This is a genomic window from Streptomyces spororaveus, from assembly GCF_016755875.1.
Taxonomy (GTDB): domain Bacteria; phylum Actinomycetota; class Actinomycetes; order Streptomycetales; family Streptomycetaceae; genus Streptomyces; species Streptomyces spororaveus.
Map to the genome: position 1 here is coordinate 1,358,362 of NZ_BNED01000005.1, position 14,922 is coordinate 1,373,283.

The window sequence follows — 14,922 nt, forward strand, 5'->3', positions numbered from 1 at the left end:
CCGGACCTCCCCCGCTACCGCCGATCGCCCCGAGTCCTGATCAGGACTCGGGGCGATCGGCGGTAGCGGGGGATCCGCGTCCGGGGCGACCGGTCAGACCCGGCTGCTGAGCGGACGGCGACGGCGCACCACGTGGGCGCCGGCGCCGATGGCCGCGGCACCGACGAGGCCCGCGCCGATGACGGTCTCGGCGGTGGACGGGCCGAAGGATCCGCCGATGCCGCCCTGCGAGGGGTTGCCCTCAAGGATCGTGAAGCGGTGGGTGGCGATGAGGTTGCTGTCGTTGCACTTGACCGACAGCGTGTGGTGGCCCGGTGAGGCGTGGTTGAAGACCCGGACGGTCGCGAAACCGATCGAGCCCGCGGACAGGTTGGCCGGGGGAAAGTTTCCGGGCGAGGAGACGGTACCGCCGTGACCGCAGCCCGCCGCGCTCACCTGCATCGTGGAACCCTGGTGCACGGAGTACGGGTTGACGGAGATGTTGCTGGGGCCGTTCCCACCCCCGTTCCCACCCCGGCCCCCGGGATCCTGGTTCGCGGCGGCGAATGGGGTACTGAGGCCGATCGCGGCGCAGGCCGCCGCCGCCACGGTAAGAGCGCGCAAGACACGCATGGTGGAACCTCCAGCGGGAAGCGCCCCGGAGCGTCGGCCCCGGATGATCGACGAGAACGCCTCCCACGTCGAACCCTCAGGTCGGCCCGCAATCTCCGCATTTCCGGCTTTGGGCCGCCCGGTTGAGCGACACGCCGAAGCGCGGACGACGCGGCTGACGGATCCGCAGGTCACGACCCGTCAGGCATTTATGTGACGATTACCTGGATGGGCGCACCCCTTCCGGCCCCCTCCGGGTGGCGGCCACCCGTTCGCCCTTCCCCCCTCGCCGTCCTGCCGACTCAGCCTTAGCGTGCGTGAAGTAGGGCGTACAGGGGCGGGACAGGAACGCGGGTCGGGACCCCCGCGTCGGGAAGGGAGAACGATGGGCGACGACGAGACCGGGCAGAAACGCAGACGCTCACCGTGGGGCGCACTCGCCCTGGTCATGCTCACCGGCCTCGCCATGGTGCGAAACGGTGTGAACGTCGGCGACGGGCCGCCGCAGCCCACCGCGGCCTCGGCCGTCGCGGTGACGGCCGACCAGCTGCCTGCGGATCCACCCACGCCCCCGGCGGACATGGAGGTGCTGGAGCACTCGTCGGTCCAGCGCATCCGGATTCCCACGATCAACGTGGACGCGCCGGTGATGACCGTCGGGCTGGACGCGGAGGGCTGGATCGACGCGCCGCCCCCGCAGGACCGCAATCTCGCCGGCTGGTACCTCAACGGCATCTCGCCGGGCCAGCGGGGCTCGGCGGTGATCGTGGGTCACGTGGACAACGCGCAGGGCCCCGCGGTCTTCTACGGGCTCGGCTCGGTGAAGCCGGGCAACCACATCGAGGTGGAGCGGTACGACGGCCGCACGGCGGTGTTCGAGGTCTACGGCGTGGAGGTGTTCTCCAAGCAGGCCTTCCCCGGCGCCCGGGTGTACGGGGACACCGGGCACCCGGAACTCCGGGTGATCACCTGCGGCGGCGGGTACTCGAAGGCCCGCGGCTACGACGGCAACGTGGTCGTCTTCGCCCGCATGGTGCGGACCCGCTGAGCCCGGGAGCATCCGCCGCGGCGGTTCCCGGTCCAGCGGGGCTTTCGAGCGGGGCGGTTCAGCGGGGCGGCAGCACCGGGAGCGTCATCCGGTGTCCCTGTGCGAGCAGTCGGGGCAGGTACGAGGAGATCGCCTGGACGCTCTGCGACCGGTTGCCGCCGGCGTCGTGCGAGAGGACGATCACGCCGGGGGCCGCACCGTCCAGGACCCGGGAGATGATCGTCGGGGTGCCCGGCTCCTTCCAGTCCAGGGTGTCCACGGTCCATGCGAGCGGCTCCATGCCCCACTCGGCCCCGATCTCGAAGGCGGCCCGGTTCCACGCCCCGTAGGGGGCCCGGAACCACAGCGGCGCCTCGCCGACTGCCTGCTGTACGACCTCGCTCGTGCGGCCGATCTCGGAGGCGAGGGCGGGCCGGCTGAGCTGGGGGATGAGCGGGTGGGTCCAGGTGTGGTTGCCGATGACGTGGCCCTCGTCGACCATCCGGCGCAGCAGGTCCCGGTTCTCGGTGGCCATCTCCCCGCAGACGAAGAACATGGCGCGCACACCGTACCGGGCGAGGGTGTCGAGGATGGCGGGGGTGTAGCGGGGGTCCGGGCCGTCGTCGAAGGTGAGCACCATGCCGCCCGACGCGGAGGTGCCGGCGGGGAGTTCCAGGATGGGCCGGGTCCGTACGGCGGGCTTCACGACGGCCGGGCGCGCCGGCGCGCCGGCGGTCATCGGCCGCAGCCGGTACGACTTCTCGGGCAGCGCCCGCGCCCGCAGCCCCGGCGCGCCCGCCGCGGGGGGCGCCCCCGGACCGGCCGGGGCCCCGGACCCGCCCGGTCCCGGCGCCGGGGTACCGGTACCGCTCTCACCCTTCATGCTGAGCAGTCCCGAGGCGGCGGCGACTCCGAGGAAGACGGCGGTACGCAGGACCGTGCGCCGCCCTACTGTCGGCTCGTCATTTTTCATTATTACTACGTATCAACGACATCGCCGAAGTTGTCGAGAGGCACGGACGCGCCCCCTCCCCCTCACCCGGTCGGCGTATTGCGGCTGTGCCCGGTCAGCCGCGGCGGACCAGGGGGAAGGGAAGGGTCTCGCGGATCGTCAGGCCCGTGAGGAACATGACGAGCCGGTCCACGCCGATGCCGAGGCCGCCCGTGGGCGGCATCGCGTACTCCAGGGCGTCCAGGAAGTCGTTGTCCAGTTCCATCGCCTCGGGGTCGCCGCCCGCCGCGAGCAGGGACTGGGCGGTGAGGCGGCGGCGCTGTTCCACCGGGTCGGTCAGCTCCGAGTAGGCGGTGCCCAGTTCGGTGCCGAAGGCGACCAGGTCCCAGCGCTCGGCGAGCCGGGGGTCCCGGCGGTGCTGCCGGGTGAGCGGGGAGACGTCCGTGGGGAAGTCCTTGTAGAAGGTGGGCAGCTTGGTGCGCTCCTCGACGAGGCGCTCGTACATCTCCAGCACCACGTCGCCGCGGGTGTCCTCGGGGGCGTGCGGGACGGACGCCCGGTCGCACAGCCTGCGCAGCACCGCCTCCTCGGTGTCGGCGTCGACCTCCTCGCCGAGGGCCTCGCTGATGGCTCCGTACATGGTCTTGACCGGCCAGGTCCCGGAGATGTCGTGGACGACGAGCTTCCCGTCCGGGCCCGCCTTGTGGGCGATCGGCGACCCGAAGGCGGCGGTCGCGGCCCCCTGGATCAGTTCGCGGGTGAGGTCGAGCATCACGTCGTAGTCGGCGAAGGCCTGGTAGGCCTCCAGCATCGTGAACTCGGGGTTGTGCTTGTAGGAGACACCCTCGTTGCGGAAGGTGCGGCCCATCTCGAAGACCTTCTCCATGCCGCCGACGCACAGCCGCTTGAGGTAGAGCTCGGGCGCGATGCGCAGGTACAGGTCGAGGTCGTAGGCGTTGATGTGGGTGCGGAAGGGCCGGGCGTTGGCGCCGCCGTGGATCTGCTGGAGCATCGGGGTCTCGACCTCCAGGTAGCCGCGGTCGAGGAGCCCCTGGCGCAGGGCCTGCACCGCGCTGGAGCGGGCCCGTACGACGTCCCGGGCCTCGGGGCTGGCGACCAGGTCGAGGTAGCGGCGACGGACCCGGGCCTCGGGGTCGGCGAGGCCCTTGCGCTTGTCGGGGAGGGGGCGCAGGCACTTGCCGGTGAGCTGCCAGGAGCGGACCACAAGGGACGGTTCGCCCGCCTTGCTGGCTCCGGTCTCGCCGCTCACGAGCACGTGGTCGCCGAAGTCGACCTGAGAGGTGAAGGAGTCCAGTACGTCGGCCCCTGCCTCGTCGCGGGTGAGCATCAGCTGGATGTCGCCGGACCAGTCGCGCAGGACGGCGAAGACCACACCGCCGAGGTCGCGTACGAGCATCACGCGCCCGGCGAGGGTGGCCTGTTCACCGGTTCGGGCGCCGGGCGGCAGCACCGGATGGCCGGGGGAACCCCGGTGGGTGGCCTTCAGCTCCGCGACGGTGTGGGTGCGCGCGGGGATGCCCACCGGGTAGGGGTCGGTGCCGGCCGCCCGGATGCGGTCCAGCTTCGCGTGGCGGACGCGGACCTGCTCGGGCAGCCGCTCGGCCGGGACTCCCGGCGCCTCCTGCGTGACGGCGTCCAGGCCGAGGGATTCGATGGAGGGCAGTCCCTCGGTGGTGGTGGGGGCGACGAGGCCCTTGGGGTGGCCGTTGCCCCACAGGGTGCGCAGGCTCGGTACGGAGACGAAGCCCTCGGCGATACCGGAGGCGAGGCTGACCCGGGCGAGCGAGCCGGCGTCCTGGTAGCAGAGGAAGCGCGGGTACCACTCGGGGCCGTACTTGACGTTCGAGCGGTACAGCGCCTCCAGCTGCCACCAGCGGGAGAAGAAGAGCAGCAGCCTGCGCCACAGTTTGAGGACGGGGCCGGCGCCGATCCGGCCGCCCTCCTCGAAGGCGGAGCGGAAGACGGCGAAGTTGAGGGAGATCCGGTGCACGCCGAGGCCGGGAGCGGCGGCGCAGAGCTGGGCGACCATGAACTCCATGACCCCGTTGGGGGCGGTGCGGTCGCGGCGCATCAGGTCGAGGGAGATGCCGTCCTTGCCCCAGGGGACGAAGGAGAGCAGGGCGATCAGTGCGCCCTTGCCGTCGAAGGCCTCGACCAGCAGACAGTCCCCGTCGGCGGGGTCGCCGAGCCGGTCCAGGGCCATGGAGAAGCCGCGCTCGGTCTCGGTGTCGCGCCATTTGTCGGCGCTTTCCACGATCATCCTCATCTCGTCCTCGGAGAGGGCGGAGTGGCGGCGGATGACGGTGGTGGCCCCGGTGCGCCGGACCCGGTTGACGGCCTGGCGGGTGACGCGCATCTCGCGGCCGTCGAGGTCGAAGTGGGCGACGTGCAGGATGGCCTCGTCGCCGAGCTGCAGTGCGCCGAGCCCGGAGCGCCCGTAGGCGGTGGCGCCGTCCTCGGAGGCACCCATGACGGCGGGCTGCCAGCCGTAGCGCCGGGCCACGGCCAGCCAGGCGTCGATGGCGGCGGTCCAGGAGGCGGGGTCGCCGACCGGGTCGCCGCTGGCGAGGCAGACGCCGGCCTCGACGCGGTAGGTGACGCCGGCCTTGCCGTTGGGGGCGAAGACGACGGCCTTGTCGCGCCGGGTGGCGAAGTAGCCGAGGGAGTCGTTGCGGCCGTAGGCGCCGAGGAGGGCGCGGATCCGGGGCTCCTCGTCGCCGTGCAGGGCGGCGGTCAGGCGCTGGGAGCGGAAGAGCGTCATGGCCGCGTTCAGCAGGGCGACGGCGCCGAAGAGGCCGAGCAGGAAGGACAGCGGACGAGGCGGGTGGCCGTCGAACTCCCGGGCCGAGAAGAGACCGCCGAAAACCTCCTTGGCGGCCCAGTCCAGCCACTGGCCCCTGGGCAGCGAACCGGGGAAGAGGGCGACGAGCGCCCAGCCCGCGAGTACGGCGGCGAGCAGGCCGAGGCCGAGCACGAACAGGGCGTGCCACAGTGCCCCGGGCCGGGAGGCGGCGTAGAACTCGTCGCGGGCGGCGATCAGCACGGCCATCGCGGCGACGGCGACGACCATGGAGGAGATGCCGACCCCGTACTCGCCGACGGCCATCTCCAGCACGTCGTCGACGATCAGCAGGGCCAGATAGGTGATGACGATCCACCAGGCGACCTTCTTGCGGGTGCCGAGGGCCGCGGCGAGGAGGAAGAGGAAGACGGCGTAGGCGAGGTTCGCGCTGACCGGTACGACGATCAGGTCGAGGAACCGCACGATGGGGCGCAGGAGCCGCCGCAGTGTGGGGGAGAGCGCGAGCAGGGCGCACAGCAGGCCGAGCGCTCCGAAGAACGCGCCGAACCCGTCGGGCACCCGGTTCAGGAAACGGTTCCGGGTTCCGTGCTTCTCCTCCACGGTGGCACTCATGGTTCGCACTGTAGGGAGGGAGGGGCCGGGGCGCGCGCCGAGCGGAACGGGTCGCCCGGGTGCACGCGCGGCCCTGCCCCGGGCACCGGCCGGGGCACGGCCTATCCTCGGCAGGGTGACGGAGCACGTGAACACGGGATTCGAACGCGGCACCGACGGCCCGAAGGTGATCCTGGCCGGGGTGGACGGTTCGGAGTCCTCGCTGCGGGCCGCGGCCTACGCGGCGGGGCTGGCCCGGCGGCAGAACGCCCTGCTGGCGCTGGTGTACGTCCAGCCGGTGATCCCGGCCGGGGCGGCGCTGGGCGCGCCGGTGGCGGACACCACCGGGGAGATCGCGGAGGGCCTGGTCGCCGAGATCCGCGCGTCGGCGGAGCGGCTCAAGGGCATCTACGAGGTGCGCTGGCAGTTCCACACCTTCCGCGGCGACCCGTACGCCGGCCTGGTGAGCGCGGCGGACGAGCTGATGGCGGACGCGGTCGTGGTCGGCGCCTCCGAGCAGGCGGGCCACCGGATCGTGGGGTCGGTGGCGATTCGCCTGGTCAAGGCGGGCCGCTGGCCCGTCACCGTGGTTCCGTAGCGACTCCGTAGCTACCCGGTCCGCCCGGTCCGCCCGGTCCGCCCGGTCCGCCTGCTCTACCAGCCCATGGTCAGGCCGTCCTTCGCGGCGCCGCGGCTGAGGACGGCCTCGCTGATGGCGTCGCGGGCGCGCTCGTAGTCCTCGCGGCCGGGGTCCTTGGCGAGGGCGTCGGCGAGGTGGACGACCCGGCCCGCGGACAGGTCCATCATCTGCGGCACGAACTCGGCCTTGGTGACCTGCCAGCGCTGCCCGGCCGCGGCCGGCGGGGCGAAGGTGAACCGGCCGATCGAGCCGTAGTTGCCCCGCATGTCGCGGGCGCCCGTGTGGTTGAACATCTCGCCCGCGACCTGGTCTCCCATGCCGTAGACGATCCAGGTCCCGTTGACCTTCTCGTAGGGTTGCGGCACGTGCGCGTGCGTTCCGATGATTGCGTCGATGTCGGGGCGGCCGCCGGTCTGCGAGGCGGTCAGGGCTCTGCCGAGCGAGAGCTGGGTGTCGTCCGGTTCGGTCTCCCACTCCGTGCCCCAGTGCACGCTCACCAGCACCACGTCCGCGCCCGCCTTCCGGGCCGCCCGCGCATCCGCGATGATCTTGTCCTGCTTCATCAGGTTGACCGCCCACGGCTGGCCCTCGGGCAGCGGGTAGCCGTTGGTGTCGTAGGTGTACGCGAGGTGGGCCACCTTGGCGGAGCCCGCCTTGTACATGGTCACGGTCGCGGCCTCGGCGGCCGTGCGGGCCGAACCGGCGTGCTTCAGACCGACCTTGTCGAAGCGGTCCAGTGTGCGGCGCAGTCCCGCGGCCCCGTCGTCGAGGGTGTGGTTCGAGGCCGTGGAGCAGCCGTCGTACCCGGCGTCCTTCAGCCCGTCGGCGACCTCGGGCGGCGACGTGAAGGCCGGATAGCCGGAGAAGGGCCCGCCCTCCTCCCCGTAGACGGTCTCCATGTGGCAGAGGGCGAGGCCGGCCGCGGAGACCACGGGCTTGACCCCGGAGAACATGGGCCTGAAGTCGTACCCGTCGCCGTCGGCGTCGTTCGCCGCACGCTGGATGACGGAGGTGTGCGGCAGTACGTCGCCGCTCGCGACCAGGGTGAAACCCTCGGCGGCGGACGATCCGGCGGCGCTGGAGGGGGCCGGCGGTCCGCCGGAGTCCCCGAGTCGGGCCGGTGCGGGGCTTCCGGTGGCCGAACATCCGGCGGCGGCGGACAGCAGCACGGCCGACAGGAGGGCGAGCACGTGCGGGCGGATTCGCGGCTTCATGCGCCTGCTCCCATTTATACGATTATCTGACATGTGATCACATGTAATCCATATAACTACACGCCGTAAGTCAAGGAACGGATCCGCACCGCGGGCACACGCCCACCCGGACGGCGGACACGGACGAGTGCGGGTGCCTGCCGTTCGCCGCGCCGTTCGACCGTTCACCGACCCGCAGGGCCGCCCGGCGGACGACCGGGGTGCTTGGGCGCAACGCCCGGGCCGGACGGTTCCGGGTCGGCTCCGTGCAGGTCAGGGTGGACGGGTCGCCACCTCCGCGGCCCCCCGCGCATCCCGGAAGGAGCCCCTCGTGCCGCTCTCCCCCACCCTCCCCCGTACGGATCCCGAGGCACTCGCCGTGCTCCAGCGCGACCACGGGCGGGCCCTCTTCGGATTCCTGGTCGGCCTCACGGCAGGAGACGCCCAGCGCGCGGAGGACCTTGTGCAGGAGACCCTCGTACGGCTCTGGCAGCACCCGGAGGCCCTGTCCAGCGGGCACGAATCCATGCGGCCCTGGCTGTTCACGGTGGCCCGGCGGCTCGCGATCGACGCCCGGCGGGCCCGGCTGTCACGGCCCCTGGAGGTGGATCCGGAAGGGCTGGAACACGCACCCGAGCCCCAGGACGCGGTGGCCGGATCGGTCACGGCGATCGACGTCCGGCGGGCCGTGGGATCCCTGGGGCCCGAGCACCGCGAGGTCCTGATGCAGGTCTACTTCCGCGACCGCTCGGTGGCCGAGGCGGCCGCCGAGCTCGGCATCCCGGCCGGAACCGTCAAGTCCCGCACGTACTACGCGCTTCGGGCCCTGAGGAAGGACCTCCAGGGGTACGGGTACGGCCTCGGCGCCTGAGCCGGAGGCGCGGCGAGGGGTCGGGTAACGCCGTGAATGGATGCGGATCGGACATAAAACGCGCCGATTTCGGCATCAGAGCGTGCAAGTTGAGTAAACATCCCCCGCTCCGAGAGCCGCTCGGTGAAGGCTCAGGACCGACGACGGGACGCTCGAAGCGCGGGAGAAGGTGGAACGGTGCAGCCCGAGGGTAGTAACGGCACCAGTGACGGCGGGCTCGCGGTGCCCATGGCCTGGCTGTACGCCGAGTACATCGCCGACGAACTGCTGCGTACGGGCCGGCTCATCCCGGTCAGCACCCTGGAGTTCAGGGCCGGACGGGACACGCTCGCCCTGACGATCTACCTCTCGGACGCGGCCGGCGAGCTCTCCGGCATCCGGGTGGTCTCGCAGCTCGACGAGTGGCTGTCCCTCACGGCGTACGGGCACCCGTGGCGCGACTGGGTGCACACCCGGTTCCTCGCGCTCGGCGAGGAGGCCCGGGAGCGCGGCGACGGCGGGGACCCCGACCTGGAACTGGCCCGGGCGGCGTGGCGCTGGCTGGACAGCACCGAGCTGTTCGCCACCAACCTCGACCCCGGACGGCCCGACCACACCGACATCCCGCCGGGACTGGACGAGAACGCGCGGGTGTGGACCCCGGCCTGGCAACTGGGTCTGCCGCTCGGACACTTGGCGATGCACCTGTTCTGACCGGGCCACGAGCACAGGCACAGGACGCTGAACTCATATGATCAGCGCACTCCTTACCTGGCTTGAAAGGCGCTCATCAGTTCCATGGACAGCAAAGCGATCGAGCACGCGCGGCGGGTGGCGGCGCGGGTGACGGCCGACGCCGATGGCGATGGCTGGAAGGAACACCACTGGGCCGTGGCCCGCTTCCTGTCCGGTTCCCGGACGGCCGTCGAGGAGGAGCGCTGGCGAAAGCAGCTGCACGACTGGAGGGAGCGGATCGTCGCCTCCCTCGCGGCGGACGCCTACGCCGCGGTCGCCGAATCCCAGGACCTCCTCCTGGACTGGCTCCTGACGGAACTCCGGCGCGGCGAAGACGCCCTGGGCTCGCTGCTGGCGCTGTATCCCCTGCCCGGGCCGGAGCGGGAACCGCTCTCCGTCTCCGCCACGCCCGCATCGGAGGTCACCGGCGACGGCCCCGAGTTCTACTTCGCCGACGTCTTCACCTTCGTCACCGACTACCTCGCGGTCATGATCCGCCGTCCCCTCGACGGTACGTCCGCGACCTGGTGTCCGCACTGGTGGGAGCACCCCGAAGCGGGGGCCCGGCTGTCCGCGCTCTGGCTGGCCTGGGAGCACCTGCGCCACGACGCGGCCCTCGGCATGACCACCTGGTGGATCCAGCACGCCGATCCGCACCTGCGGGTCCTGATGGACCCCCGGCAGGGCCCGTTCGCCGCGTGTTCGCCCGAGGGGCACGCGCAGGAACCGCTCGGCCCGCTCCCGGTGGACCCGTACGAACCGACGTAGGCGGCCCGGGACCCCACGACACCGGGCCGTGTCCGGCCTACCCCCGGTCGGCCGGGTCCATCACCAGGCCGGTGAAATCCGCCTCGTTGCGCTCCGCCCGGGTGATGTACCACCGGGCGATGAGCCACATGACCGGATACACGAGCAGGCCGAGCGCCACCCAGACCAGTGGCCCCGACGCGTCGCCCGACAGCGCGAACACCAGGGGCAGGGTTCCGATCAGCGACACCAGCGCCGCCAATGCCCCGAGTGCCGCGCGCAGTTGGCTGCGCATGAGGGCCCGGACGTAGGTGGCCCCGAGGGTGGTCTGCTCGGAGATCTCGGACCGGGCGGGGGTGTGCGCGGGCGGGCGGCGGCGGGCGCCCCGGGGGATCCCGGTGACGGTCTCGCGCCGGGGCGGCGACTGCTGCTGCTCCTCGGGCATGGCGTCGCAGTCTACGCGGCGACCGGCTACTTGAGCAGGCGCGAGAGCCTTCGGTCGGCGAGCGGCTTCCCACCGGTCTGGCAGGTGGGGCAGTACTCCAGCGAGGAGTCGGCGAAGGACACCGAGCGCACGGTGTCCCCGCACACCGGGCACGGCTCACCGGCCCGGCCGTGCACCCGCAGGCCGCTCTTCTTCTCGGCCTTGAGTCGTCCCGCGGCCACCCCGTGGGCCCGGCCGACGGCCTCGCCCAAGGTGCTCCGCACGGCTTCGTAAAGCTGGGTGAGCTGCTCCTCGGTGAAGGAGGAGGCGAGTTTGAACGGCGAGACCCCGGCCGCGTGCAGGATCTCGTCGCTGTAGGCGTTGCCGATGCCCGCGATCACGCTCTGGTCCCGCAGCACGCCCTTGATCTGGCGCCGCTCCCCCGCGAGCAGCGCGGCGAAGGCGTCCCGGTCGAAGGCCTCGGCGAGCGGATCGGGACCGAGGCGGGCGATGCCGGGAACCTCCTGCGGGTCGTGGACCACGTACACGGCGAGGCGCTTCTGGGTGCCGGCCTCGGTGAGGTCGAAGCCGCCCTCGCCGACGAGCCGGACGCGCAGTGCGAGCGGCCCCTTGCCGGGGCGCGGCGGCTGCGCGGGCAGGGTGTCCTGCCAGCGCAGCCAGCCGGCCCGGGCCAGGTGCGTGACGAGGTGGAGCTCCCCGACCGGCAGGGCCAGGAACTTGCCGAACCGGGCCGGGGTGCCGGCCTGCTGCCCTTCGAGGGCGGTCAGCGGCGGGTCGTAGGTCTTGAGCACGCTCACCGCGAGCGGGAGGACACGCTCGACCACCCGCCCGGTGAGGTGCTCGTCGAGATACTCCCGCAGGGCCTCGACCTCGGGCAGCTCCGGCATGGTCCCAGCCTGCCTCCGCCTCAGGCGAAGCGCGAGCTGGGCACCGGGCCGGGCGAGGCGACGCGGTCGCGGGGCGCCGTGAGCCAGCCGTCGCGGACGGCGGTCACGAAGGCCCGGAAGGCCTCGTCCGGGTCGGGCGGGGTCGCTCCGTCGCCCTCGTCCGGGTCGGCGGCGGCCCGCGCGATGTCCCGGGCGATCTCCTCCTCGGGACGCCGGTCGTCCTTCCACGGCGGGGCGACGAACTCACACAGCAGCGTGCTGAAGTCCGCGCTCACCGCGGGCGGATCGGTCCAGCAGGTGGCGTGCTCGGACAGGATCTGACCGTCGGTGCGCGTGTGCAGGGTGCGCAGCAGGTCCGGGTCGGTCGCGTTCAGGTCGTAGGCGACGACGAGGGTGTCCGTACGCGCCGGGTCGTACGGTACGGCGGGCAGCCCCAGCACCTGTGCGGCGGCGAGCCCGAGGATCCGGTCGGACCGGCCGGGCAGCAGCGAGACCGTGGCGGGGCGGCGCCCGGCGGCCTCCAGGGCGAGCGCCAGGCGGGTCAGGCCGTGGCGGCACGTCTCGTAAGTGTCCCCGAGATAGGCGAAGCGGCCGGTCATCCCGGCGTCCCAGCCGTACGGGGAGAGGGTGCCCAGCAGTCCGCCGGTCAGGCCGTAGTGCCAGCCGCGCAGGTCGGCGCCGCCGAGCGGATCGGCATGGCCGGCCTCGCGCTGGGCCCGGCGGGCCCGGTCGGTGCGGTGCAGCCGGTGCGTCTGGCGGTGGTGGGCACCGGCCCACTGCGGGTCCTCGGGCGCGGGGAGGGCGCCGCCGATGCGCGCGGCGGTGTCCAGGTCCCCGGCCAGCAGGGTGTGGTGCACCAGGAGGTAGGTCTCGGGCCAGGCGGGCAGTCCTCGGCCCCGGCCGGAGAGCAGGGCGACGGCTTCGGTGTGCCGGTGCTCGTCCTCCAGGGCGGACACCAGCTCGGCGAGGAGCGGCCGCGAGTCGGGGAGCAGCCGGAGTGCCTCGCGCAGGGGGGCGACGGCGAGGAAGGCTATGCCGTGCTCGACGCAGGCGTAGCCGAAGTCGTAGAGGGCCTGGGGCTCGCCGGGCCGCTTGGCGGCGGCCTTCGCGGCGCCGGCCAGGTCCTTGAACCCGGCTGCTTCGGCCAACGCCCTTGCCGCCTTGGCGAGTTCGGAGATCGGTGCCGTCTCGGCGTGCGGGCGAAGGGACCGCACCGCTCCGGGCAGGTCGTCCTTCTTCAGGAACCGGCGTACTTCATCCATGGTGTTGGTCATCGCCCCCGATCCTCACGGAGCCGCGCCCCGCCCGCAACGGACTTTCCCGGGCGCAGGCCCTGCCACGGGGCCCCGCTCTCGCCGGCTTCCCGGGTGGGCCTCAGCCCATCACGAACTCGCACCAGACGCACTTGCCGCCGCCCCGCGGCTCCACGCCCCAGACGTCCGCCAGGCGGTCCACCAGCATCAGGCCCCGTCCCGAGACGCCCGACTCCCCCGCCTCGCGGCGGCGCGGCAGCGCGCTGGAGCGGTCCTCCACCTCCACCCTCAGTCGGCGCTGGGGGCCCGCCAGGACGCGCAGGGTGACGATCGCCGGGCCGTCCGTGTGCATCAGGGCGTTCACGATCAGCTCGTCCGCGACGAGTTCGATCTCGTCGGCCCGTTCCCGGGCGCCCCACGAGCGGACCGCCGCCCCGATCATGTGCCGGGCCGCCACCAGGGCCTCCGGGTCTCCCGGGGCCACGTGCTGCTGGAGGCGTCCGCCGCCCTCCTGGGCGGCCACCACGTTGCGGTGCAGCAGGAGCAGTGCCATGTCGTCGTCCCCGCCCCGTTCGTCGACGATCTCGCACAGCAGGTCCGCCAGGTGCTGGAGGTCCGCCGGTCCGCGGCGGATGTGGGCGGTCAGGAGCTGGATCCCGTCGTCGAGGTCGGCGCCGGGCTGTTCCACCAGGCCGTCGGTGCACAGCAGGATCGTCTCCCCCGGGTCCAGCTCCACCGTGGTCACCGGGTACTCCAGGCGGCCGAACTCCGCCGAGAGGCCGAGCGGCATCCCGCCCGCCACCGGAAGCCGGTTGCAGTCCCCGTCGCGGGTGCGCAGCAGCGGGTCTATGTGGCCCGCGCGGACCACCTGGAGGACGCCCGTCGAGAGGTCGGCCTCGACGTACGTGCAGGTCGCGAACCGGTCGGTGTCCAGCTCGTGCAGGAAGACGGAGGCCCGGGCCATGACCGTGCCGGGCGAGTGCCCCTCGGCGGCGTAGGCGCGCAGCACGATCCGCAGCTGGCCCATGACGGCCGCGGCGTGCGTGTCGTGGCCCTGGACGTCGCCGATGACGGCGCCGACCCGGCCCCCGGGCAGCGGGATGACGTCGTACCAGTCGCCGCCGATGTCCTGGCCCATCCGGGCGGAGCGGTAGCGTACGGCGATCTCGCCGCCGGCCACCGACGGTATCCGCCGCGGCAGCATGGCCTGCTGGAGGCCCTCGGCCAGGTCGTGCTCCTGCTCCAGCAGCATGGCCCGCTGGAGGCTCTGCGCGATGCTGCTGCCCAGGGCGACGAGCAGGTTGCGCTCCTCCTGGGTGAACCCGTCCTTGTCCTGGTAGAGGAGTCCGATCGCGCCGATCGGGCGGGCCTGGGCGATGAGCGGCAGGTAGGCGGCGGCCGAGATCCGCATGTACGAGATCTTCGCCCAGAGCCCGGGGTAGTCCCGGGCGAATTCCTGCGCCGAGTCGAGGAAGCGCGGCTCCAGCGAGCGGACGACCTCGCTCATCGGGTACTGCTCGTCGACGCGCGTGTAGCGGGTGCCGGGCACGAAGCTGTCCTCCGGGCCCTCGGCGACCAGGTGGATGCGGCCCGCTTCGACGAGGCCCATCACCATGCCCATCGAGCCGAGTCGTTCCAGGCCGTGGGCGTCGCCGATGACGTCGATGACGTCCTGCACGGTCCGGGCGTGCGCGAGGGCGGCGGTGGTGGACTCGACCACCGACGTCTGGCGGCGCCGCTCCTCGTCCAGGCCGAGCCGCTCCGCCGAGTGGCTGAGCTCGTCGGTGGCGTCCCGGACGATGCCGATGATCCGGTACGGGCGGCCGTCCTGGCCGCGCATGACGCGGCCCTGGGTGTGCGTCCAGCGCAGCCGCCCGTCGTGGCAGCGGATCCGGAAGTAGGCACCGTAGCTGTCCTCGCCGCTCTTGAGGGCGGAGGACACGAGGGCGTCGAGCCGGGTCCCTTCGGTGGCGGGGACGCGCGGGTTGAGCGACTCGGGCCGTCCGTCGTACTCGTCGGGAGTCGTGTCGAAAACGTCCAGGGCGGCTTCGTCCATGTGCATGAGACCGGTGACCAGGTCCCAGTCGAAACTGCCCATGCGGTTCAGCGAGAGCGACCGGTCCGGGTGTGCGGGCCAGTCGTCCGGCAGCGATACGGTGGTCGGCACCGATCCACCATGACACACGG

Annotated in this window: 13 protein-coding genes; 5 read left to right on the forward strand and 8 right to left on the reverse strand. The window is 72.6% G+C overall.

The features are described from left to right. Positions 1-93: 93 nt before the first annotated feature. The gene (locus tag Sspor_RS09015) at positions 94-612 is read right to left on the reverse strand and encodes a hypothetical protein (RefSeq protein WP_202198565.1); all 519 of its coding nucleotides are present in this window, start codon (positions 610-612) and stop codon (positions 94-96) included. A 364-nt stretch (positions 613-976) separates the two neighbouring features. Between Sspor_RS09015 and Sspor_RS09020 the strand changes: the two genes are divergently transcribed. Continuing rightward, positions 977-1,639, forward strand: a complete 663-nt coding sequence (locus tag Sspor_RS09020) for a class F sortase (RefSeq protein ID WP_202198566.1) — start codon at positions 977-979, stop codon at positions 1,637-1,639. A gap of 58 nt (positions 1,640-1,697) precedes the next feature. On the opposite strand, the gene Sspor_RS09025 is transcribed toward Sspor_RS09020, so the two are convergent. Both Sspor_RS09025 and lysX read right to left on the reverse strand, forming a co-directional pair. After that, complete coding sequence (locus tag Sspor_RS09025) at positions 1,698-2,591, reverse strand: polysaccharide deacetylase family protein (protein WP_202198567.1); 894 nt, start codon at positions 2,589-2,591, stop codon at positions 1,698-1,700. 94 nt (positions 2,592-2,685) lie between these two features. Then, on the reverse strand, positions 2,686-6,006 hold the full coding sequence (gene lysX / locus Sspor_RS09030; protein WP_202198568.1) for a bifunctional lysylphosphatidylglycerol synthetase/lysine--tRNA ligase LysX: 3,321 nt from the start codon (positions 6,004-6,006) through the stop codon (positions 2,686-2,688). A gap of 115 nt (positions 6,007-6,121) precedes the next feature. Between lysX and Sspor_RS09035 the strand changes: the two genes are divergently transcribed. After that, entirely contained in the window at positions 6,122-6,583 is a 462-nt protein-coding gene (locus tag Sspor_RS09035; protein ID WP_237403766.1) for a universal stress protein, read from the forward strand. 56 nt (positions 6,584-6,639) lie between these two features. Here the strand turns inward: Sspor_RS09035 and Sspor_RS09040 are convergent, their stop codons facing one another. Continuing rightward, entirely contained in the window at positions 6,640-7,839 is a 1,200-nt protein-coding gene (locus Sspor_RS09040; protein ID WP_202198570.1) for a CapA family protein, read from the reverse strand. Positions 7,840-8,149: 310 nt separating this feature from the next. On the opposite strand from Sspor_RS09040, the gene Sspor_RS09045 reads away from it, so the two are divergent. From Sspor_RS09045 to Sspor_RS09055, 3 genes are all read left to right on the forward strand, one after another. Next, on the forward strand, positions 8,150-8,689 hold the full coding sequence (locus Sspor_RS09045; RefSeq protein WP_202198571.1) for a sigma-70 family RNA polymerase sigma factor: 540 nt from the start codon (positions 8,150-8,152) through the stop codon (positions 8,687-8,689). A 228-nt stretch (positions 8,690-8,917) separates the two neighbouring features. Continuing rightward, on the forward strand, positions 8,918-9,382 hold the full coding sequence (locus Sspor_RS09050; RefSeq protein WP_051773767.1) for a hypothetical protein: 465 nt from the start codon (positions 8,918-8,920) through the stop codon (positions 9,380-9,382). A gap of 84 nt (positions 9,383-9,466) precedes the next feature. Next, complete coding sequence (locus Sspor_RS09055) at positions 9,467-10,171, forward strand: DUF4913 domain-containing protein (RefSeq protein WP_202198572.1); 705 nt, start codon at positions 9,467-9,469, stop codon at positions 10,169-10,171. Positions 10,172-10,208: 37 nt separating this feature from the next. Here Sspor_RS09055 and Sspor_RS09060 read toward each other — a convergent pair whose 3' ends face one another. The 4 genes from Sspor_RS09060 to Sspor_RS09075 form a co-directional block, all read right to left on the reverse strand. Continuing rightward, positions 10,209-10,595, reverse strand: a complete 387-nt coding sequence (locus Sspor_RS09060) for a hypothetical protein (protein ID WP_202198573.1) — start codon at positions 10,593-10,595, stop codon at positions 10,209-10,211. A 26-nt stretch (positions 10,596-10,621) separates the two neighbouring features. Next, positions 10,622-11,482 carry an Fpg/Nei family DNA glycosylase gene (locus Sspor_RS09065; protein ID WP_202198574.1) on the reverse strand — a complete coding sequence of 287 codons (861 nt, stop codon included), beginning with the start codon at positions 11,480-11,482 and terminating at the stop codon, positions 10,622-10,624. 20 nt (positions 11,483-11,502) lie between these two features. Beyond that, a complete protein-coding gene (locus Sspor_RS09070; RefSeq protein WP_202198575.1) occupies positions 11,503-12,756 on the reverse strand; it encodes a hypothetical protein in 1,254 nt (417 codons plus the stop codon). A 100-nt stretch (positions 12,757-12,856) separates the two neighbouring features. Then, positions 12,857-14,920, reverse strand: coding sequence for a SpoIIE family protein phosphatase (locus tag Sspor_RS09075; protein WP_237403767.1), 2,064 nt, complete (start codon positions 14,918-14,920; stop codon positions 12,857-12,859). Positions 14,921-14,922 lie beyond the last annotated feature (2 nt).

Bases quoted from the DNA above. Each gene is read 5' to 3' on its own strand.
- Sspor_RS09015 (WP_202198565.1), bottom strand. From the start codon at position 612: ATGCGTGTCTTGCGCGCTCTTACCGTGGCGGCGGCGGCCTGCGCCGCG.
- Sspor_RS09020 (WP_202198566.1), top strand. From the start codon at position 977: ATGGGCGACGACGAGACCGGGCAGAAACGCAGACGCTCACCGTGGGGC.
- Sspor_RS09025 (WP_202198567.1), bottom strand. From the start codon at position 2,591: ATGAAAAATGACGAGCCGACAGTAGGGCGGCGCACGGTCCTGCGTACC.
- lysX (WP_202198568.1), bottom strand. From the start codon at position 6,006: ATGAGTGCCACCGTGGAGGAGAAGCACGGAACCCGGAACCGTTTCCTG.
- Sspor_RS09040 (WP_202198570.1), bottom strand. From the start codon at position 7,839: ATGAAGCCGCGAATCCGCCCGCACGTGCTCGCCCTCCTGTCGGCCGTG.
- Sspor_RS09050 (WP_051773767.1), top strand. From the start codon at position 8,918: ATGGCCTGGCTGTACGCCGAGTACATCGCCGACGAACTGCTGCGTACG.
- Sspor_RS09055 (WP_202198572.1), top strand. From the start codon at position 9,467: ATGGACAGCAAAGCGATCGAGCACGCGCGGCGGGTGGCGGCGCGGGTG.
- Sspor_RS09060 (WP_202198573.1), bottom strand. From the start codon at position 10,595: ATGCCCGAGGAGCAGCAGCAGTCGCCGCCCCGGCGCGAGACCGTCACC.
- Sspor_RS09065 (WP_202198574.1), bottom strand. From the start codon at position 11,482: ATGCCGGAGCTGCCCGAGGTCGAGGCCCTGCGGGAGTATCTCGACGAG.
- Sspor_RS09070 (WP_202198575.1), bottom strand. From the start codon at position 12,756: ATGACCAACACCATGGATGAAGTACGCCGGTTCCTGAAGAAGGACGAC.